Source organism: Corynebacterium tuberculostearicum (genome assembly GCF_046097465.1).
Lineage (GTDB): Bacteria > Actinomycetota > Actinomycetes > Mycobacteriales > Mycobacteriaceae > Corynebacterium > Corynebacterium tuberculostearicum_I.
In genome coordinates this window covers 2,382,442-2,401,700 of sequence record NZ_CP175799.1, presented here as the reverse complement: position 1 = coordinate 2,401,700, position 19,259 = coordinate 2,382,442, and the positions used below count along the sequence as shown (strand labels likewise).

General features: G+C 60.2%; 10 protein-coding genes and 1 pseudogene. 8 read left to right on the top strand and 3 right to left on the bottom strand.

Going from position 1 to position 19,259, the window contains the following annotated elements; translation table 11 throughout:
• Nucleotides 1-49 precede the first annotated feature (49 nt).
• The 5 genes from ACKFRX_RS11275 (at nt 50) to fbaA (ending at nt 5,293) form a co-directional block, all read left to right on the top strand.
• Nucleotides 50-1,552 carry a hypothetical protein gene (locus tag ACKFRX_RS11275; RefSeq protein WP_408927883.1) on the top strand — a complete coding sequence of 501 codons (1,503 nt, stop codon included), beginning with the start codon at nt 50-52 and terminating at the stop codon, nt 1,550-1,552.
• 55 nt (nt 1,553-1,607) lie between these two features.
• Entirely contained in the window at nt 1,608-2,198 is a 591-nt protein-coding gene (pyrE, locus tag ACKFRX_RS11270; protein ID WP_049377135.1) for an orotate phosphoribosyltransferase, read from the top strand.
• Complete coding sequence (locus ACKFRX_RS11265; protein ID WP_408927882.1) at nt 2,185-2,868, top strand: TrmH family RNA methyltransferase; 684 nt, start codon at nt 2,185-2,187, stop codon at nt 2,866-2,868. The genes pyrE and ACKFRX_RS11265 overlap by 14 nt, the downstream gene beginning before the upstream one ends.
• Before the next feature lie 54 nt (nt 2,869-2,922).
• Nucleotides 2,923-4,113, top strand: a complete 1,191-nt coding sequence (locus ACKFRX_RS11260) for a glycoside hydrolase family 76 protein (RefSeq protein WP_408927881.1) — start codon at nt 2,923-2,925, stop codon at nt 4,111-4,113.
• Between the two features lie 145 nt (nt 4,114-4,258).
• A complete protein-coding gene (gene fbaA / locus ACKFRX_RS11255) occupies nt 4,259-5,293 on the top strand; it encodes a class II fructose-bisphosphate aldolase (protein WP_408927880.1) in 1,035 nt (344 codons plus the stop codon).
• Between the two features lie 138 nt (nt 5,294-5,431).
• Here fbaA and ACKFRX_RS11250 read toward each other — a convergent pair whose 3' ends face one another.
• Together ACKFRX_RS11250 and ACKFRX_RS11245 are read right to left on the bottom strand one after the other, a co-directional pair.
• Nucleotides 5,432-6,061 (bottom strand): HNH endonuclease signature motif containing protein, encoded by a 630-nt coding sequence (locus ACKFRX_RS11250; RefSeq protein ID WP_408927879.1) that lies wholly within the window; start codon nt 6,059-6,061, stop codon nt 5,432-5,434.
• A gap of 58 nt (nt 6,062-6,119) precedes the next feature.
• Nucleotides 6,120-6,518, bottom strand: a complete 399-nt coding sequence (locus tag ACKFRX_RS11245; protein WP_408927878.1) for a hypothetical protein — start codon at nt 6,516-6,518, stop codon at nt 6,120-6,122.
• 165 nt (nt 6,519-6,683) lie between these two features.
• Between ACKFRX_RS11245 and ACKFRX_RS11240 the strand changes: the two genes are divergently transcribed.
• Complete coding sequence (locus tag ACKFRX_RS11240) at nt 6,684-7,883, top strand: FUSC family protein (protein ID WP_408927877.1); 1,200 nt, start codon at nt 6,684-6,686, stop codon at nt 7,881-7,883.
• Between the two features lie 69 nt (nt 7,884-7,952).
• Here ACKFRX_RS11240 and ACKFRX_RS11235 read toward each other — a convergent pair.
• Nucleotides 7,953-8,825 (bottom strand): annotated as a pseudogene (locus ACKFRX_RS11235) (hypothetical protein); the annotation flags it as partial.
• Between the two features lie 87 nt (nt 8,826-8,912).
• Here ACKFRX_RS11235 and ACKFRX_RS11230 point away from each other — a divergent pair.
• The gene (locus ACKFRX_RS11230; protein WP_408927876.1) at nt 8,913-10,205 is read left to right on the top strand and encodes an adenylosuccinate synthase; all 1,293 of its coding nucleotides are present in this window, start codon (nt 8,913-8,915) and stop codon (nt 10,203-10,205) included.
• A gap of 588 nt (nt 10,206-10,793) precedes the next feature.
• Nucleotides 10,794-19,217 (top strand): Ig-like domain-containing protein, encoded by an 8,424-nt coding sequence (locus tag ACKFRX_RS11225; protein WP_408927875.1) that lies wholly within the window; start codon nt 10,794-10,796, stop codon nt 19,215-19,217.
• The last annotated feature ends 42 nt before the right edge of the window (nt 19,218-19,259 follow it).

The window sequence follows — 19,259 nt, the reverse complement described above, 5'->3', positions numbered from 1 at the left end:
GCGCGCCGAGCGCTGAGGGCTTGCTCCTTCCTACTACTATCGTGGGGTGATGGCTTTTCTAATCCTTGCTCTCGCGGTTCTTCTCGGCATTGCTGGCGGTGCCCTGCTGCTTTACGACGGCAAACAGCGCACCTCCACCCCTACACCCTCCGCCGACGCGGATCCCAGCTCCGAGGACCCCAGCTCCGCGGATCCCAGCTCCGAGGACCCCAGCTCCGCGGATCTCGCCCCCGCAGACGCCACTCCGACGGACCCCACTCCGACGGATTCTGCATCCTCCGACGCCGCACCCGAAAACGCTTCCCCGGCCGAGCCTGCCGATTCGGCCTCGAGCGTCGCCCCCGAGCGCGCCCCTGCCGCTGGCCCGGCCACCCCAGCTTCAGTTTCCGCGCCCACACCAGAACCCACGCCGGAACCCACACCCAAGCCCGCGCCCGAGACCCCGCCCCAGCAAGAACCTGAGTCAACCGACGAACCCGAGCCGGCTCCCGAGCGCGAACCGACCCCCGAGACCGCGAGCGAACACTCCGCGCCTTCCAAGCCACACGCACGCCACCGGCCAATCCTGCCAGGAACTATGCGCCGCGAGCGCCGCAATTGGGCGGAAGCCAAGGGATTTGAATTCATGAAGGCCGACCCTTACCTCGTAGACGAATGGACCAGGGGAGTGGCCTCCACGGGCGCGGCTCCCAAAGACATTGTCGCCGGCAACGTGTACGGCCACGAGATGCTGTTGATGGACATCGATGGCGTCAACGTGATGGCTATGCGCACCGGAGCGGCCTCCGACATGGTGGTGGACTTCCGCCGCTTCGACCGCGCCGACGCGAAGGCTTCCGAGGACCTGCTGTTGGCCATGACCATCGAGGGTTTCGATGTGTATTCCTCGGATAGCGCCGTGACCGAGCGCATGGTGGATGAGCGCGTCCACGTTGCTCTGCAGCAAATGCCCGAGGCCGTTACCGCACTATGGCTGGAAACGGAGTGGGTGCTGGCACAGACCACGAAGCAGGCGCGCTCCGCGGAATGGGACGCGATGCTTCCACCTCTTGCCCTGCTTGCCGACGCCGCCCGTGTCCTGCCCCCGCGTTCCTCGGCCACCCATGTGGTGCGCCTCGAGGAATTGGACCCAGCCCGCGAGATTCCCGCCCAGCCCATCGTCGAGGCTGTCGGCGGCGCGCCGGCCGCAGGCGCACCCGAATTTGAGCGCCCCGTTATCCAACGGCCGGAAGAGCCGTTGCAGATGCCGTCTCGGGCCTACTCTGAAACCCGCGGCCCGGTCGAGCACAGCACCCTCGGCGGCGACGAAGTAGACGCCATTGCCGATGGCCGCGAGCGCCCCACACCCGATTCCCACACCGCACGCCTGCCGCGCCAGCAGTTCCGCGCCGCCTCCATCTTCGACAGCCCCTCCGCCGACTCCACCACCGACGGCCCCCGCGCGGCCGATCACAACCCGGCCGAGGCTGACGCTGCCGATCCCAACCCAGTCGACCTCAACCCGGCGAGCGAGTCCGCGGCCGAGGAATCGGACCCGCGCCGGGGAGAGTAGCCTAGAGTCCGATACTGGCGGCCGGTCGCCGCCCACGAACCACGACAAGGAGCAGATGACTGTGGATTCTCACACCACCAACGCCCAGAACGCGCACGCCCAAAACCTGGACGCCGAGAAGAAGGCCCGCCTCGCTGAGCTGGTTAAGGAACTGGCCGTCGTCCACGGCAAGGTGACCCTGTCCTCGGGCAAGGAAGCTGACTACTACGTGGATCTCCGCCGCGCTACCTTGCATCACGAAGCCTCCCGCCTCATCGGCGCCCTGCTGCGCGAGCTGACCGCAGATTGGGATTTCGCGGCCGTCGGTGGCCTGACTCTCGGCGCCGACCCGGTTGCTACCTCCATCATGCATGCCGACGGCCGCGATATCGACGCCTTCGTCGTGCGCAAAGAAGCCAAGAAGCACGGCATGCAGCGCCGCATCGAGGGCGCAGACGTAGAAGGCAAGAAGGTTCTTGTCGTAGAAGACACCACCACTACCGGTAACTCCCCGCTTACCGCCGTGGCCGCGCTGCGCGAGGCCGGCGCCGAGGTCGTGGGCGTGGCGACCGTTGTGGACCGCGAGACCGGTGCCGGCGACGTCATCGCCGCAGAAGGCCTCGAGTACCGCTCCCTGCTGGGCCTGGGCGACCTTGACCTCGCCTAACGCAGACAGCGCGGCCGACCAGGCCAAGGGACCGACCGAGTGGAACGAGGGCCGCCATGGCGTAGGCCCCTGGGAAGGTCCGCTGCCGCAAGGGCCGGAGGCCGAGAAATACGATCCTGAGCTGCTTGCCGAAGGCGACCGTCGCAACGTCGTCGATGCCTACCGCTACTGGAGCAGGGAGGCGATCAAAGAGGACATCGATAAGCGCCGGCATAGCCTGCATATCGCCATCGAGAACTTCGAAAACGACGCCAATATCGGCACCGTCGTGCGCACCGCCAACGCCTTCGCCGTCGATACCGTGCATATCGTCGGCCGGCGGCGGTGGAATCGCCGCGGGGCAATGGTCACGGATAGGTACCAGCACTTGATGCACCACGAGAGCGTCGAAAAGCTTATTGCGTGGGCGGCCGAGGAGGGCCTTACCGTCGTTGCCATCGACAACACCCCCGGTTGCGTGCCCCTGGAAACGGCCGAGCTGCCGGAGCGCAGCCTGCTGCTCTTCGGCCAGGAAGGCCCCGGCGTGACGCAAGCGGCCCAGGACGCCGCGGTGATGACCTGCTCCATCGCCCAATTTGGCTCCACCCGCTCCATCAACGCGGGGGTTGCGGCCGGCATCGCCATGCACGCCTGGATCCGCCAGCACGCCGATCTGGCCAACTCCTGGTAGGAAGATCGTTACACTAGCTATATCTACCCGTGCGACTGGAGTGATTGAGGAACCGTGGAAGAAAAGTGGGCCCACCGCGCCGAACTCGCAGAGGCCGCCATCAATGAGCGCCACGCGCACTCCGTATGGGGCCTGCCGCGCACCAATCTTGCCGTGGTCAGCTGGCCGCCCACCACGAAGGAAAAGCTCTTTGTCCACTGGCACTACTGGTGGCAGGCCCACTACCTGGACTGCCTCGTCGATGCGGCGCTGCGCAATAACACCAAAGTGCGCCGCCACCGCATCTATGACACCTTGCGCGGCATTCGCATTCGCAACCTCGCGCAGCTGACCAAGAATAAGTACTACGACGACAAAGCCTGGCTCGCGCTGGCCTTCGGCCGTGTGGAGAGCCTGAAGAAGGCAAAGACACCCAAGCGCCTCGCGGCCCTGCAGCGCAATATCCACGAAGGCCTCGATGAAACGCTGGGCGTGCTGCCGTGGCGCCTGGGCGAGAATTTCATGAACGTGCCCTCCAACGGCCCGGGCGCCATCATGCTCGCGCGCATGGGGCGCATTGAGGAAGCACGCCACATCGTTGACTGGATCTATGACCACCTGCTTGACGACGACGGCTACATCATGGACGGCGTCCGCATGCGCATGGACGGCCCTGAGGTGGTAAAGAACATCCACCCCTACTGCCAAGGTGTGGTGCTGGGTGCCTGCTTGGAAATCGTGCTGGCGCTGCGGGAAAAGGCCGGCGTGGGCGATTTGGAACAGATCGACAGCGTGCAAGAGGCCGAGATGGCTTCCGAGATGATGGATTACATCATCCGCATCCGGGGCTTGGTGCAGACCGTGGCTTCGGGCATGGCTACGCCTTCCGGCGTAGTGGACTGGGAGACCGGCGATGGTGACGGTGGCCTGTTTAAGGGCATTTTGATGCGCTATCTTGCCGACGTCGCCGTGCGCCTGCCCGGCGATTCCCCCGCCAACCGTGCGACGAAGAAGCTGGCTGCGCGCATGGTGGTGGCCTCGGCCGAGTCGGTGTGGGAGCACCGCCTCGAGGTCGACGGCCTGCCGATTTTCGGATCCGACTGGTTGTCCGATGCGCGCCTGCCGCATAACTACGGCTTCGGCCGGCGCACCATGAGCGAGAAGGTCGGCATCATTCGCGTAGATGAGCGCGATTTGTCCGTGCAGCTTTCCGGCTGGATGCTGATGGAGGCCTGCGCCCGCGTGGCGCGATATTTGGCTAAATAGCCCACACTTGTCGGAGTGGATTGGTCCCGGAAATGACCGGGTTGAAAATGTCACACGGTTTTTGCGGCAGAATTTCCGTGAAACGGGCATACTTGGCTGTTGGAACGTGTTTGACCACAAACCCACATTTTAAGGATGGAAACTCATGCCAATTGCAACCCCTGAGGTCTATAACGAGATGCTGGATACCGCGAAGAAGAACGGCTTCGCGTTCCCAGCTATCAACTGCACCTCATCTGAGACCATTAACGCAGCTCTGAAGGGCTTTGCTGAGGCCGAGTCCGACGGCATCATCCAGTTCTCCACCGGTGGTGCCGCTTTCGGTTCCGGCCTGGCACTGAAGGACAAGGTCAAGGGTGCTCAGGCACTGGCCGCATTCGCTCACGAGGCCGCCAAGCACTACGGCGTGAATATTGCGCTGCACACCGACCACTGCCAGAAGGAAGTACTCGATGAGTACGTCCGTCCGCTGCTGGCTATCTCCCAGGAGCGCGTGGACCGCGGCGAGAACCCGCTGTTCCAGTCCCACATGTGGGACGGCTCCGCTATTCCCATCGACGAGAACCTGGTCATCGCACAGGAGCTGCTGGAAAAGGCTAAGAACGCGCACGTCATCCTTGAGGCCGAAATCGGCGTCGTCGGCGGCGAAGAGGACGGCGTCCAGGCAAAGGCGGGCGCTAACCTCTACACCTCCCCTGAGGACTTTGAAAAGACCATTGATGCCCTAGGCACCGGCGAGAAGGGCCGCTACCTGCTGGCCGCAACCTTCGGCAACGTTCACGGCGTTTACAAGCCAGGCAACGTGAAGCTGCGCCCAGAGGTCCTGCTCGAGGGCCAGAAGGTTGCACAAAAGAAGCTCGGCCTGGGTGAGGACGAGCACGCCTTCGACTTCGTCTTCCACGGTGGCTCCGGCTCCGAGAAGGAAAAGATCGAAGAGGCACTTCGCTACGGCGTCATCAAGATGAACGTGGACACCGATACCCAGTACGCCTTCACCAACCCGATCGCTCGCCACATGATGACGAATTACGATGGCGTCTTCAAGATTGACGGCGAGGTTGGCAACAAGAAGGTTTATGACCCACGCTCTTACCTGAAGAAGGCAGAGCAGGGCATGTCCGAGCGCGTCATCGAGTCCTGCCAGGACCTTCACTCCGTGGGCAAGTCCATCTCTAAGTAACTTGGCCACCATGTTCTAAGTTGAGGCAGCCTCGCATATAGGCATGCCGAACGAGCCGCTTCCCCGCGTGGGAGGCGGCTTTTTCGTACTCTCGGTCGTGGCGGTTCCGAGCGGGGACCCGGTGATCGGTCGGCGTAGCTAGGGGTTGTGGTTCGAGCCGTGGCTGGGGTTGTGATCGGGGCTGGGCGGCCTAGCGGGGCTGGGGACGAAGCGTGGGGTGTTACTCCACGGTGGTATCCAGGCGACGCGGCCATCGATGCGCACCACGCGGCCGCGTTCCGTGGGCCGCGAGGGGTCATCCTGGTTGACGGCGTTGTGATGCGCGCACAAGGTGACCAGATTTTCTTGGTTGGTGGGCCCGCCGGCGGACCAGGCGGTGAGGTGGTGGACTTGGGCATCGTCGGCGGGCGTATTACAGCCTGGCCACGCGCACACGGGATGCTCGGCCGCGGCGAGCATGCGCTGTTTCCATGTGGCCATGCGCTCGGTTCGGTACAGGTTCACCGGGCCGTGCTCCGGGTGGACCAGGCTGACGTAGCCGCGCTGGGCTAAGGCGCGGGCGACGAGCTGCGCGCCGGTCATGCGGGCGCCGTTGGTGAGCTGGAGGGTGATATCGGAGGCGTCGGCAGGCGCGGCGACGATGCGGTCGAGCTGGTCCAAGGTGAGGATGACGTTGGTGTGCACGGCCGGCAGCGCGCCGGGGTTGCCCTCGAGGAGGACCTTCTTGGCGGCGGCGAGGGGATCGTCCTTATTGACGGAGGAAAGCACGCCCTTGATATCGGCGATATCGGTGGGATCGGCCGTAATGGAGATGGTGTGGGGGCCGTCAGAATCGGCGGGTATAGCGCACGCCGGGTTCGGGACGACGGGGCGGATTGAGCTGCTTGAGGAGCTTCTTGGCCACAGAAGGGATGAGGCGGGCCTCGGTGCGACAGAGCTCTAGGCGCAGGTCCCAGGCGCGGTTGGTATCGCGCACGCGGCGGGTATAGGACTCGATGCTATCGAGTGTGGCGAGGTCGTGGGCGCGGCTGCGGGCGGCGTCGCGCGCGAGGCGTTGCTTGCGGCTATTGGATGTGCGGCCGAAGTAGACGTGTTGCAGGCGGGCGAGCTGGGCAGCCAGAAGAGGGCTGGCTCCAGCCTCGAGGAGTGAGTCTTCGGAGCAGTCCTGAAATTCGGCGACAAGGTCGACGCCGCGGCGGCATAGCAAGAGAAAATCGGTGTTCACACGGCCGAAGCTAAAAGGCACGCGAGGGCCGAACAAGCGGTTAGCGGCCGGGAAGGGCGAAATTGTGGATAGGTGGGGGGAAAGGGGGCGTCGGCAAGAGCTATCCACAAGCCGGCCGGCGGCCGAGATGCGCGGGGACGGCGGCGGTGGTAGGGGCGGTCTTCTATGCTGGAGAGCATGTCGGAAGCGAAGGAAAGAGTCTCAACGCGGCAAAAGCTGCGGGTGATTGACCGCTCGGTGCTCTCGCGGGTAAACCGCATCCGCTCGCGGTTTGTCTACATCGTCCAGGCGACCATTGGTGCGGCGCTCGCGTACTGGGTGGCCGGCGATGTGGTGGGGCATCCGCAGCCATTCTTTGCGCCGATTTCTGCGGTCATCATTCTGGGGATGTCCGGTGGGGACAGGATGAAAAAGGCGCTGGAGATGTCGATTGGCGGCATCATTGGCGTGGCCGTGGGCGACCTGCTCTTCCAGATTGTGGGGCAGGGGCCGTTTCAGATTTTCTTCATTGTGGGCGCGGGCCTGGTGGTGGGCTCGTTTTTGACCAAGTCGCCGCTGGTGACCAACCAGATTGTCTTTGGCGCGATTTTGATTGCCACGATTTTCCCGCCTACAGAGGGCCCGGGCGGCCTGCACCGCGCGATTGACGCAATGATTGGCTCGGGCATTGGCCTGATAACCATCGCGCTGATTCCCAATTCCCCGTTGGTGGAGGCGCGGCGCGAGGTCTCGAAGGTGCTTAAGGTTGCCTCAAGCATTCTTGCCGACGTCACTTATGGAATCCGCCGCCAAGACCCCGCCGTCATCCGCGACGCACGCGAGGCGGTGCGCGGTACGCAAAATAGCGTCAATACCCTGCTAAGCGCGGCGCAATCGGGTAGGGAGGCCTCGGAGGTCTCGCCGCTGTTGTGGGCCTCGCGGCGCAACATCCGCTCGCTGGAGCGCATCCTGTTGCCGGTGGATAACGCGGTCCGCGGTGTGCGCGTGCTCTCTCGCCAGGCGCTGGGCCTGACGGAGGACCGCGACAAGGTTTCGGACGAGCAGGTGGAGTTGCTCGATGAGCTTTCTGAAATCATGCTCGCTGTAAGTGAGCTTTACGGACGGGGCAAAAAGCACGGGCATGACGAAGCGATTGAGATTCCGGACCTTGTGCAGCGCCTGCGCATCGTGGGCGGGCGCGCCGGGCTGGACATCATCGACAGGGAAGGCACGCTGTCGGCCTATATGATTCTGGGCCAGACGCGCTCCCTCGTGGTGGACATGCTGATGGTGTGTGGGTTGTCGCGCGAGTCGGCCGTGGCGCATTTGGTGCCGACCTCGCAGCACCCGGCCTACCCGCCGGAGGTGTGGGGGCGCGACGACTAACGTCGTCGCGCGGAGGCAAGGACGTCGCGCGCGTTGAGTGACGTCGCGCGGGGTTAAGGGCGGACGATTCTGGAGGTCGCGCAGGTGGCGGTAGAACGTCACGCGGGTCACCGGGCGCTTGTGGGGGACGGAATCGACGATGACGCGCAGCTGTGGGCCGCCGGCCTGGACAGCGCGGCCGGTGCGCACGGATTCGGGGTCGAGCTGGCCGGGCTTGCGCAGGAGCGAGCGCAGGCGGCCCTGCGACTCGACGGGGGAGGTGGCGCGGGCGGCGAGGATGCCGGGGGCATCGGTCATCGGGACGAGGCGTGCGCCGAAGGTTTTGGGGGAAGTGGCGGCTAGGTTGTGGTCGTCGATGATGACTTCGCCGGTGAATGAGCCATTGGAGGCGTCTGAGATGGTGGCGGAGCCCGCGACGGCGAGGCCGGAATCATTGCGGATGAGCGGCGCGGGGCGGACCGGGGCGGTGCGGGCGAAGTCGAGGGTCTCGGCCGGGGAGGCGGGAAGGCCCCAGTTCTGCGCGGCCACGGACGTGACGGCCGCGGATGCGGTGGACGGAGTGGCGGCGGCCGGCGCGGTGGTTGAAGGGGTGGAGGCTGCGGACGAGGGGACGGGGATGAAAGCGACCTCGGCCCAGAGGCGGTCGGAGCGCATGAGGCGGGTGAGCACGGCCGAGAGGGCGGCGTCAGAGCCGGCGACGACGATCCGGGCGGGCTCTACTAGGTGTGGGGCCTGTGGGGCGGGTGCGGGGGCGCCGAGGTGGCGGACGTCGGGTTGCGCCGCGATGTCATCGAGCGAGGGAGTGGGGTCGGTGGGAAGGAGGGGGTTGAGGAAGGCGTCGATAAGCGAGAGCTCTTTGCGGGTAGGGATGGGGGAGAGGTCGTGGGCGTCGGCAGGCATGGCCACACCCGGGGCGCCGCAGCGGAGGAACAAAAAACGCATGCGGACAATGCTACGCGGGCTTTTTGCGCCGGGAAAGTGTAAAGTTGGAGAGTATTTTGGCTTCAATAATGAGGAAGTGACTAAACAATGGCAGCGATCGTCATTGTCGGCGCCCAGTGGGGCGACGAAGGCAAGGGCAAAGCGACCGACATCCTCGGCGGCAAGGTTGACTACGTGGTCAAGCCGAACGGCGGCAATAACGCCGGCCATACCGTCGTGGTAGGCGGCGAAAAGTACGAGCTGAAGCTCCTGCCGGCCGGCATTTTGTCCGAGAACGCTACCCCGGTGCTGGGCAATGGCGTAGTGATCAACCTTGAGGCGCTCTTTGATGAAATTGACGGCCTTGAGGCCCGCGGCGCGCACGCCTCGCGCCTAAAGATTTCCGCCAATGCGCACCTGGTGGCGCCGTATCACCAGACCCTGGACCGCGTGCAGGAGCGCTTCCTGGGCAAGCGCGCTATCGGCACCACCGGCCGCGGCATTGGCCCGACCTACGCCGATAAGGTGGCGCGCATTGGCATCCGCGTGCAGGACATCTTTGATGAATCCATCCTGCGCCAGAAGGTGGAATCCGCGCTGGATATCAAGAACCAGATGCTGGTGAAGATGTACAACCGCAAGGCCATCGAGGCCGACCAGATTGTGGAGTACTTCCTGAGCTACCGCGACCGCCTGCGCCCCATGGTTATCGACGCCGAGCTGGAGCTCAACCAAGCCCTCGAAGCTGGCAAGCACGTGCTCATGGAGGGCGGCCAGGCCACCATGCTCGACGTGGACCACGGCACCTACCCGTTCGTGACTTCGTCTAATCCGACCGCCGGTGGTGCTTCCGTGGGTTCCGGCATTGGTCCGACCCGCATCAAGACCTCGCTGGGCATTATCAAGGCCTACACCACCCGCGTGGGTGCCGGCCCGTTCCCCACCGAGCTCTTTGATAAGTGGGGCGAGTACCTGCAGACCACCGGCGGCGAGATTGGTGTGAACACCGGCCGCAAGCGCCGTTGTGGTTGGTATGACTCCGTTGTTGCGCGCTATGCCACCCGCGTTAACGGCTTTACCGATTACTTCTTGACCAAGCTGGACGTTCTTACCGGCATCGGCGAGATTCCGATCTGCGTGGCTTATGACGTCGACGGCAAGCGCTACGACGAGCTGCCGCTTACCCAGTCCGAATTCCACCACGCCGAGCCCATCTTCGAGACCATGCCGGCCTGGGATGAGGACATCACCGGCTGCTCCACCTTCGAGGAGCTGCCGCAGAAGGCACAGGATTACGTCCTTCGCTTGGAAGAGCTGTCTGGCTGCCGCATTTCCTATATCGGTGTTGGTCCGGGCCGCGACCAGACCATCATTCGCCATGATGTGATGGAGGATCAGTAAAGCCAGAGCTTTCTTTTCGGTCTTAGAGCCCCGCCACGTAGCGATTGTGCTGCGGTGCGGGGCTCTCAGCTTTATGCCGTCACTTTTCTGTCAACTCTCTGTGATGCGAAGAAAAGATGGCGGTTTTCTTATGGGAGACCATTGGCTCCGAAGATGTGTCTACATAAGCCCGTGCTGAGAATTATGTAGGAATGGAATAAATATAAAAAGTTGCATTGACCTGCGTTTTTAATTGCGAGTGACCTTTTGGTTTGGTTCTCCCCGAGAGTGAAATAATTCATATTGTCCAAAATGATGACGGCGTAAACATGCTTTATGCAGCTTGTCGACGTCAAAATCTCACCCATGTTAGCAGTGCACATTTTTATGCAACGTTCAGCGAACAGTACGGTTACCATAATTTCTTCAAACCGCTACTATCACAGGTGAGCTAATCAGTAGAGTCTTTCTAACCTCTTGCATCGCTTGGTGAGGCTTTCGATTGCTTACCGCTTCTCGGAGGAAGGAAGCGGGACATCCTCTTGTAAAGCCGCCTCCCTACCTTGGGCGGCTCTATGTCTTTGTGTTTTAAGGAAAGGACTTCTTGGTATGAACAAGAAGCACATTATGCGCACGGCCGTACGCCGCCGTGGCACGACTGTTGCCGCGGCCGCTCTCTCTGTGGCTCTTGTGGCCCCGTTTGTTCACCCCGTTGTTGCGCCGCAGCATGCGGCAGTAGCCGCTGCGGCTGATGTCACCGACGCCAATGGCAACTATGTTCCGGCGGATTCCGGGCGAATCAATGACAACGGTGAGGAGGACGGCCTTCTCTATGCCGGCCTTGTCCCCGAGTTCACCGATGCGCAGCAAAACAACCCGCAGTACGTATTCAAGGTTCCGCATCTGAGGAACGCGGTTTGGAATGCCGGTAAGGCTCCGGAGGGGGATACGGATGCGAACGGCCAGTACATCCGATTTCGTGATGAGGCCCTATACTCCCAGATTGCCCGCATTGAGCTGGTGGGTGTGAATGGTGACCATCAGGGTTCATTTACCAAGCGTGATCCGAAGGGCTCTGAGTGGGGACTGAAGTTCAAAGACACTAAAAACTTCCCCGGTGCCGGGTGGGTTCCGTATGCGTCCTATATTCAGATCTTCTTGAAGGATGGCAAGAAGATTGAGGATCTTGGCCTTCCGGCAGAGGGTTCGCAGGTTGACTACTACTGGGTTCGCAAGGATGGTCGAATCTTCAATAACTCTGTTCAGCATGTCAACATCGTTGGCAAGAATCAGCTTGCACAAGTAGACGGAGTTCCTTCAAACACCTTCGAGGGCACCGGCAAGGATGTGTACCACAACGGTATCTCCAAGCAGCTGAAGTATGACCAAGAGAAGGGCTCCATCAAGTCCACTACCACCGCCACGATGGCAGGTAGGAACTTTGGTGGCAACAGCTACTGGAACTGGATTCTTAACGAGTACATCAGCCCTGATGTAGCGAAGCACATCACCGACGTCACGGTCTACAAGTCTGATATGGAAGGCAATCCAGTTAAGGGTGCGAAGAAGTGGAAGATGGACTTCGACAAGGAGACAGGGTTCGCGACTACCGCAACTCGCCCCGAACTGTCCTACATCCCACACGGGGCCGACATTGACGCAAAGACCAAGGACCAAGTGTGGGTCAATATGGACAGCATCGTGGGAATCGCAGCTAACGCCACCGGCAGCTTTACCATCGAGTACCAGCTTGAGGAGGGGGCTGAAAACCTCGCCAATTCCCCGTACGGCAAGCGCATCGACACCACGTCCTGGATTTCGGTGGACTTTACGGACAAGTGGCCTAAGCTTGCGCCGAACGACGACAAGCAAGACGGCGGTGCTGAGCCTACCCGGCTGAAGAACACGCTCAAGTCCGACTTCCTCAACATTGCGGATTCCGATGGGGATGGGCTCACTAACGACTACGAACGTGAACTTGGTACCGACTCGTCGAAAGCCGATACCGATGGCGACGGCGTACGCGATGATGTGGAGATCCTGACCGACAAGACGGATCCGCTTGATCCCAAGTCCTTCAAGCCCGCTGCCCCAAAGCCGGCAGCAAGTACGGTGAGCCCCGATGCAGAGTCTTTCTCCGGCACTATCAAGCGCGAACAGGACAAAGACTCGCAGGGCAAGGACATCCCGCTTCTTGATGTCACGAATGCGGAAGCAGCGCCGGTCAAGATTGTCGCTGTGCCGACTAACAAGCTGAAGGAAGACGAAGACGGCAACCTTAACTATGAGGCTGCTGACGCTATCGACGTTGCATCGCTTGACGACGTCGCAGCAATCGAAAAGGGCGACTTCCAGTCCGGCAAGCTTGAGCTGGAAAACGGCACGAAGTACACCCTGGTTGCTGAATCTCCTAATGGTGAGCGCACCAAGGGCGGCGAATTCGAGGTCACCGATCAGGCTCCAGAACCCACCGCTGCTCCGACCATTGACACGGTAAAGGCCGATGACAAGAAGGTTACGGTTAAGGCCCCGGAGGGTAGCGAAGTTAAGGTAACCCTGCCCTCCGGCACGGAAGTTACCGCTACCGAGGACCCAGACAACCCAGGCACCTTCACCGCTGATATTCCAGCCGATGAAGAGCTTGCCGAGGGCGACGAAATTTCCGCCGTTGCTACCGAAGATGGCAAGAATCCGTCCGAGCCAGCCACCACTACCGTAGCCAAGGCTGACGCGACCCCGACCGATCCGGAGACCCCGGATGCTGAGGAGAATTACGGCGTCGATTACCCCGCGCTGGAGAACCTTGTCGTCGATGGTGACAACGCCACCGCCAAGGTTGCCCCGACGCTCACCCTGAACGGCGAGGCTGTGGACACGCTGCCTGCCGACGCCGAGTTTAAGGCCGATACCTCCAATGCCCCTAAGGGCACCGAGGTCACCTTCGATGACAAGGGTGTTGCTTCCATTTCTGTGCCAAAGCAAGAGCCTGGTGCTCCAGCTAAGGCCTTCGAGCTGCCGGTCACCGCTACCATTAATGGCAAGGAATACACCGACACCATCGTGGTTCAGGTACCAGCTGGCGACGAGAAGCCAGCTCCGAAGGACCTGGTAGTCGACAAGATTAAGGGCCAGGAATCTTGGAGTGATGAGGACATCACCCCGATCAAGGTTCAGGCTAAGACTGCCGACGGCGCCGAGCTGAGCAATCCCACTTATGAGTTGCAAAATGCTCCCGAAGGTATCAGCATCGATCCGAAAACCGGCGAAATCACCGGTACTCCGAAGTACGACAAGGATGCCGCTGACCTCGTAACTGAGGACGGCAATGCTGTATACAACGTCACCGTTAAGGTGACCGACGGCGACAGCACTGGTACCCAGACCTTCCCGCTCGTCGTTAAGGATGCAACCGCTGACTCTGACAACGACGGTTTGACTGACAAGGAAGAGGCTGAAAAGGGTACCAACCCGAATGAGGCTGATACCGATGGTGATGGCGTCAATGACGGTGACGAGGTCAAGGCTGGCACGAACCCGACGGTGAAGGATGAGACTCCTGAAGAGCCTGCCAAGGATTCCGATGGCGATGGTGTTACCGATGAGCAGGAGGAAGCTGATGGTACTGATCCGAATAAGGCTGACTCCGATGGTGATGGCCTGAGCGACGGTGAGGAGAAGGAGCTTGGCTCTGATCCGACTAAGGCCGATTCTGATGGTGACGGCCTGAACGACGGTGAAGAGAAGGAGAAGGGTACTGATCCGCTCAAGGCTGACACTGATGGTGATGGTCTGAGTGATAAGGAAGAGCTCGACGGTTCTAAGAACACTAAGTACGACAACAAGCCGACGGATCCGACTAAGGCGGATTCCGATGGTGATGGCCTGACCGACCGCACCGAGATTGAGATTGGTACCGACCCGAACGTGGCGGATACCGATGACGACGGCGTCAATGACGGTGACGAGGTCAAGGCTGGCACGAACCCGACGGTGAAGGATGAGACTCCTGAAGAGCCTGCCAAGGATTCCGATGGCGATGGTGTTACCGATGAGCAGGAGGAAGCTGATGGTACTGATCCGAATAAGGCTGACTCCGATGGTGATGGCCTGAGCGACGGTGAGGAGAAGGAGCTTGGTACTGATCCGACGAAGGCTGATACCGATGACGATGGCGTTAACGATGGTGACGAGGTCAAGAATGGTACTGATCCGAAGAACGCTGATTCCGATGGTGACGGCCTGAAAGACGGTGAAGAGAAGGAGAAGGGTACTGATCCGCTCAAGGCTGACACTGATGGTGATGGTCTGAGTGATAAGGAAGAGCTCGACGGTTCTAAGAACACTAAGTACGACAACAAGCCGACGGATCCGACTAAGGCGGATTCCGATGGTGATGGCCTGACCGACCGCACCGAGATTGAGATTGGTACCGACCCGAACGTGGCGGATACCGATGACGACGGCGTCAATGACGGTGACGAGGTCAAGGCTGGCACGAACCCGACGGTGAAGGATGAGACTCCTGAAGAGCCTGCCAAGGATTCCGATGGCGATGGTGTTACCGATGAGCAGGAGGAAGCTGATGGTACTGATCCGAATAAGGCTGACTCCGATGGTGATGGCCTGAGCGACGGTGAGGAGAAGGAGCTTGGTACCGATCCGACGAAGGCTGATACCGATGACGATGGTGTCGAGGATGGCCAGGAGGTCACCGATGGCACTGACCCGCTGAAGGCTGATACCGATGGTGATGGCCTGAACGACGGTGAAGAAAAGGAGCTCGGCTCTGATCCGACTAAGGCCGATTCTGATGGTGACGGCCTGAACGACGGTGAAGAAAAGGAGCTCGGCTCTGATCCGACTAAGGCTGACACTGATGGTGACGGCCTGAGCGATAAGGAAGAGCTCGACGGTTCTAAGAACACTAAGTACGACAACAAGCCGACGGATCCGACTAAGGCGGATTCCGATGGTGATGGCCTGACCGACCGCACCGAGATTGAGATTGGTACCGACCCGAACGTGGCGGATACCGACGGTGACGGCACCAACGACGGTGACGAAGTCAACGCCGGCACCAACCCGACCGCTAAGGACGAAGATGGTGCCGAGCAGCCAAAGGTCTCCGTCGAGGGAGCTGACAAGCCAAGCACCGTTAACCCGACGGACGACGAGCAGTCGACCGGCGTAAAGGTGGAGAACCCGACTGGTAAAACCACGGTGACTGCCAAGGACGAAGATGGCAAGGGCGTTCCGGCCAAGATTGATCCAGAAACCGGCGAGATTCTTGTTACTCCGGGCGAAGGTGTCGATGGTCCGATTACCGTGACCGTTGAGGATCCCTCTTTGGATGAACCGGTAAAGGCTGAGGTTCCAGTTGACGGCCACGAGAAGGGCAAGGACGACAACAACTCCGAGAACTCCGGCGGCACCCCAACTGACCCGACCGATCCAACTGACCCATCTTCTTCTGAGAAGGATTCCGATGGTGATGGTGTCTCCGACGAGCAAGAGACTGAGGACGGTACTGATCCGAATAAGGCTGACTCCGATGGCGATGGCCTGACTGACGGCCAGGAGAAGGAGCACGGTACCGACCCGAACGAAGCGGATACCGATGGCGACGGCGTCGATGATGGTGACGAGGTCAAGGACGGTACTGATCCGAAGAACACCGATTCTGATGGTGATGGCCTGACTGACGGTGAAGAGAAGGAGAAGGGTACTGATCCGCTCAAGGCTGATACCGATGCTGATGGTCTGACCGATAAGCAGGAGCTGGATGGTTCCGAGAACGGTAAGTACAACAATGAGCCGACGGATCCGACGAAGGCTGACGCTGATGAGGATGGTCTGACTGACCGTACCGAGGTTGAGATTGGTACCGACCCGAATGAAGCGGATACCGATGGCGACGGCGTCAATGATGGCGACGAAGTCAAGGCCGGCACCAACCCAACCGTTGCTGACGAGACCCCTGATGACACAGCCAAGGATTCTGATGGTGATGGTGTCTCCGATGAGCAGGAGGAAGCTGACGGTACTGACCCGAACAAGGCTGACTCCGATGGTGATGGCCTCAACGACAGTGAAGAGAAGGAACGCGGTACCGACCCGAACAAGGCTGACTCCGATGACGATGGCGTTAACGATGGTGACGAGGTCGAGAATGGCACCGATCCGCTGAAGGCTGACTCCGATGGTGATGGCCTAACCGACGGTGAGGAGAAGGAAAAGGGTACTGATCCTCTCAAGGCGGATACCGATGGTGACGGCCTGACCGATAAGCAGGAGCTGGATGGTTCCGAGAACGGTGAGTACAACAATGAGCCAACGGATCCGACGAAGGCTGACTCTGATGAGGATGGTCTGACTGACCGTACCGAGGTTGAGATTGGTACCAACCCGAATGAGGCCGACACTGATGGTGATGGTGTCAACGATGGTGATGAGGTTAAGGCAGGCACCAACCCGACGGACAAGGACGACTTCCCGGGCACGGACAATGGCGAAGAGACCACCGAGCCTTCTATCGACCCGGTTAACGAGGGTGATAAGGATATTTCCGGTGAGGCTAAGCCTGGCTCGGATGTGACTGTCACTGTTGAGGACGAGGACGGTAATAAGAAGTCTGAGTCCAAGGATTCTGCCGGTGATGATGGTAAGTGGACTGTTGCTCCGGAGGAGCCGGTGCAGGAGGGTGACAAGGTTGTTGTCACTGACCAGGACGGCAATGAGGAGACCACCACTGTTGGTTCCAAGACTGATGATGGCTCCGAGGCGACTGAGCCTTCTATCGACCCGGTTAACGAGGGTGATAAGGATATTTCCGGTGAGGCTAAGCCTGGCTCGGATGTGACTGTCACTGTTGAGGACGAGGACGGTAATAAGAAGTCTGAGTCCAAGGACACTGCCGGTGATGATGGTCAGTGGACTGTTGCTCCGGAGGAGCCGGTTAAGGAGGGTGACAAGGTTGTTGTCACTGATCAGGATGGTAATGAGGAGACCACCACTGTTGGTTCCAAGACTGATGATGGCTCCGAGGCGACTGAGCCTTCTATCGACCCGGTTAACGAGGGTGATAAGGATATTTCCGGTGAGGCTAAGCCTGGCTCGGATGTGACTGTCACTGTTGAGGACGAGGACGGTAATAAGAAGTCTGAGTCCAAGGACACTGCCGGTGATGATGGTCAGTGGACTGTTGCTCCGGAGGAGCCGGTTAAGGAGGGTGACAAGGTTGTTGTCACTGACCAGGACGGCAATGAGGAGACCACCACTGTTGGTTCCAAGACTGATGATGGCTCCGAGGCGACTGAGCCTTCTATCGACCCGGTTAACGAGGGTGATAAGGATATCTCTGGTGAGGCTAAGCCTGGCTCGGATGTGACTGTCACTGTTGAGGACGAGGACGGTAATAAGAAGTCTGAGTCCAAGGATTCTGCCGGTGATGATGGTCAGTGGACTGTTGCTCCGGAGGAGCCGGTTAAGGAGGGTGACAAGGTTGTTGTCACTGATCAGGATGGTAATGAGGAGACCACCACTGTTGGTTCCAAGACTGATGATGGCTCCGAGGCGACTGAGCCTTCTATCGACCCGGTTAACGAGGGTGATAAGGATATTTCCGGTGAGGCTAAGCCTGGCTCGGATGTGACTGTCACTGTTGAGGACGAGGACGGTAATAAGAAGTCTGAGTCCAAGGACACTGCCGGTGATGATGGTCAGTGGACTGTTGCTCCGGAGGAGCCGGTTAAGGAGGGTGACAAGGTTGTTGTCACTGACCAGGACGGCAATGAGGAGACCACCACTGTTGGTTCCAAGACTGATGATGGCTCCGAGGCGACTGAGCCTTCTATCGACCCGGTTAACGAGGGTGATAAGGATATCTCTGGTGAGGCTAAGCCTGGCTCGGATGTGACTGTCACTGTTGAGGACGAGGACGGTAATAAGAAGTCTGAGTCCAAGGATTCTGCCGGTGATGATGGTCAGTGGACTGTTGCTCCGGAGGAGCCGGTGCAGGAGGGTGACAAGGTTGTTGTCACTGATCAGGATGGTAATGAGGAGACCACCACTGTTGGTTCCAAGACTGATGATGGCTCCGAGGCGACTGAGCCTTCTATCGACCCGGTTAACGAGGGTGATAAGGATATTTCCGGTGAGGCTAAGCCTGGCTCGGATGTGACTGTCACTGTTGAGGACGAGGACGGTAATAAGAAGTCTGAGTCCAAGGACACTGCCGGTGATGATGGTCAGTGGACTGTTGCTCCGGAGGAGCCGGTTAAGGAGGGTGACAAGGTTGTTGTCACTGATCAGGATGGTAATGAGGAGACCACCACTGTTGGTTCCAAGACTGATGATGGCTCCGAGGCGACTGAGCCTTCTATCGACCCGGTTAACGAGGGTGATAAGGAGATCACCGGTACCGCTAAGCCGGGCACCGAAGTCTCCGTCACTGTGACGGATAAGGACGGCAAGGAGACCACCAAGACCATCACCGCCGATAAGGACGGTAAGTGGTCCGTAACTCCGGGCGTCGACCTGCAGGAAGGCAACAAGGTCACCGTCAAGGACCAGGATGGCAACGAGGAAACCGTGACTGTCGCTGGTCAGGACGCTCCAACCGTACCGGGCGGATCCGCTCTGCCGGGCCTCTCCTCTGGTTCTTCCCATGTTGATTGGAAGCGCTGTGCTCCGGCTGCTGCTGGTGTGGGCATCCCGCTGCTGTTCCTGTTGCCGATTGGTTTGGCATTCCAGATGAATATTCCGGGCTTCTCCCCGCTGGTTAAGCAGGTTTCTGCTCAGATTGATGGAATCAACCGTCAGCTGGGTGCGCAGAATGCTGCGCTGCAGAAGCAGCTGGGCATTTACAATGGCCCGCTGGCTCGCCAGGCTAACCAGATCAATGTGATGCTCAAGAAGTCTGAGGCTGGCCGCGTAGGCGGCGGCATTGCACTGGCTGCTGCTGGTGTGCTGGCTCTGGGTCTGGTGGCTAATGCCTGCTCCCCGAACGGCGGTTCTTCCAGCTCCTCCAAGTAGGCAGCCAAGGTCCCTATTCCCTAACTAGCTCCCCTTTTCCCT

Coding starts and splice junctions, on each gene's coding strand:
- ACKFRX_RS11275 (WP_408927883.1), top strand. CDS start 50: ATGGCTTTTCTAATCCTTGCTCTCGCGGTTCTTCTCGGCATTGCTGGC.
- pyrE (WP_049377135.1), top strand. CDS start 1,608: ATGACTGTGGATTCTCACACCACCAACGCCCAGAACGCGCACGCCCAA.
- fbaA (WP_408927880.1), top strand. CDS start 4,259: ATGCCAATTGCAACCCCTGAGGTCTATAACGAGATGCTGGATACCGCG.
- ACKFRX_RS11240 (WP_408927877.1), top strand. CDS start 6,684: ATGCTGGAGAGCATGTCGGAAGCGAAGGAAAGAGTCTCAACGCGGCAA.
- ACKFRX_RS11230 (WP_408927876.1), top strand. CDS start 8,913: ATGGCAGCGATCGTCATTGTCGGCGCCCAGTGGGGCGACGAAGGCAAG.
- ACKFRX_RS11225 (WP_408927875.1), top strand. CDS start 10,794: ATGAACAAGAAGCACATTATGCGCACGGCCGTACGCCGCCGTGGCACG.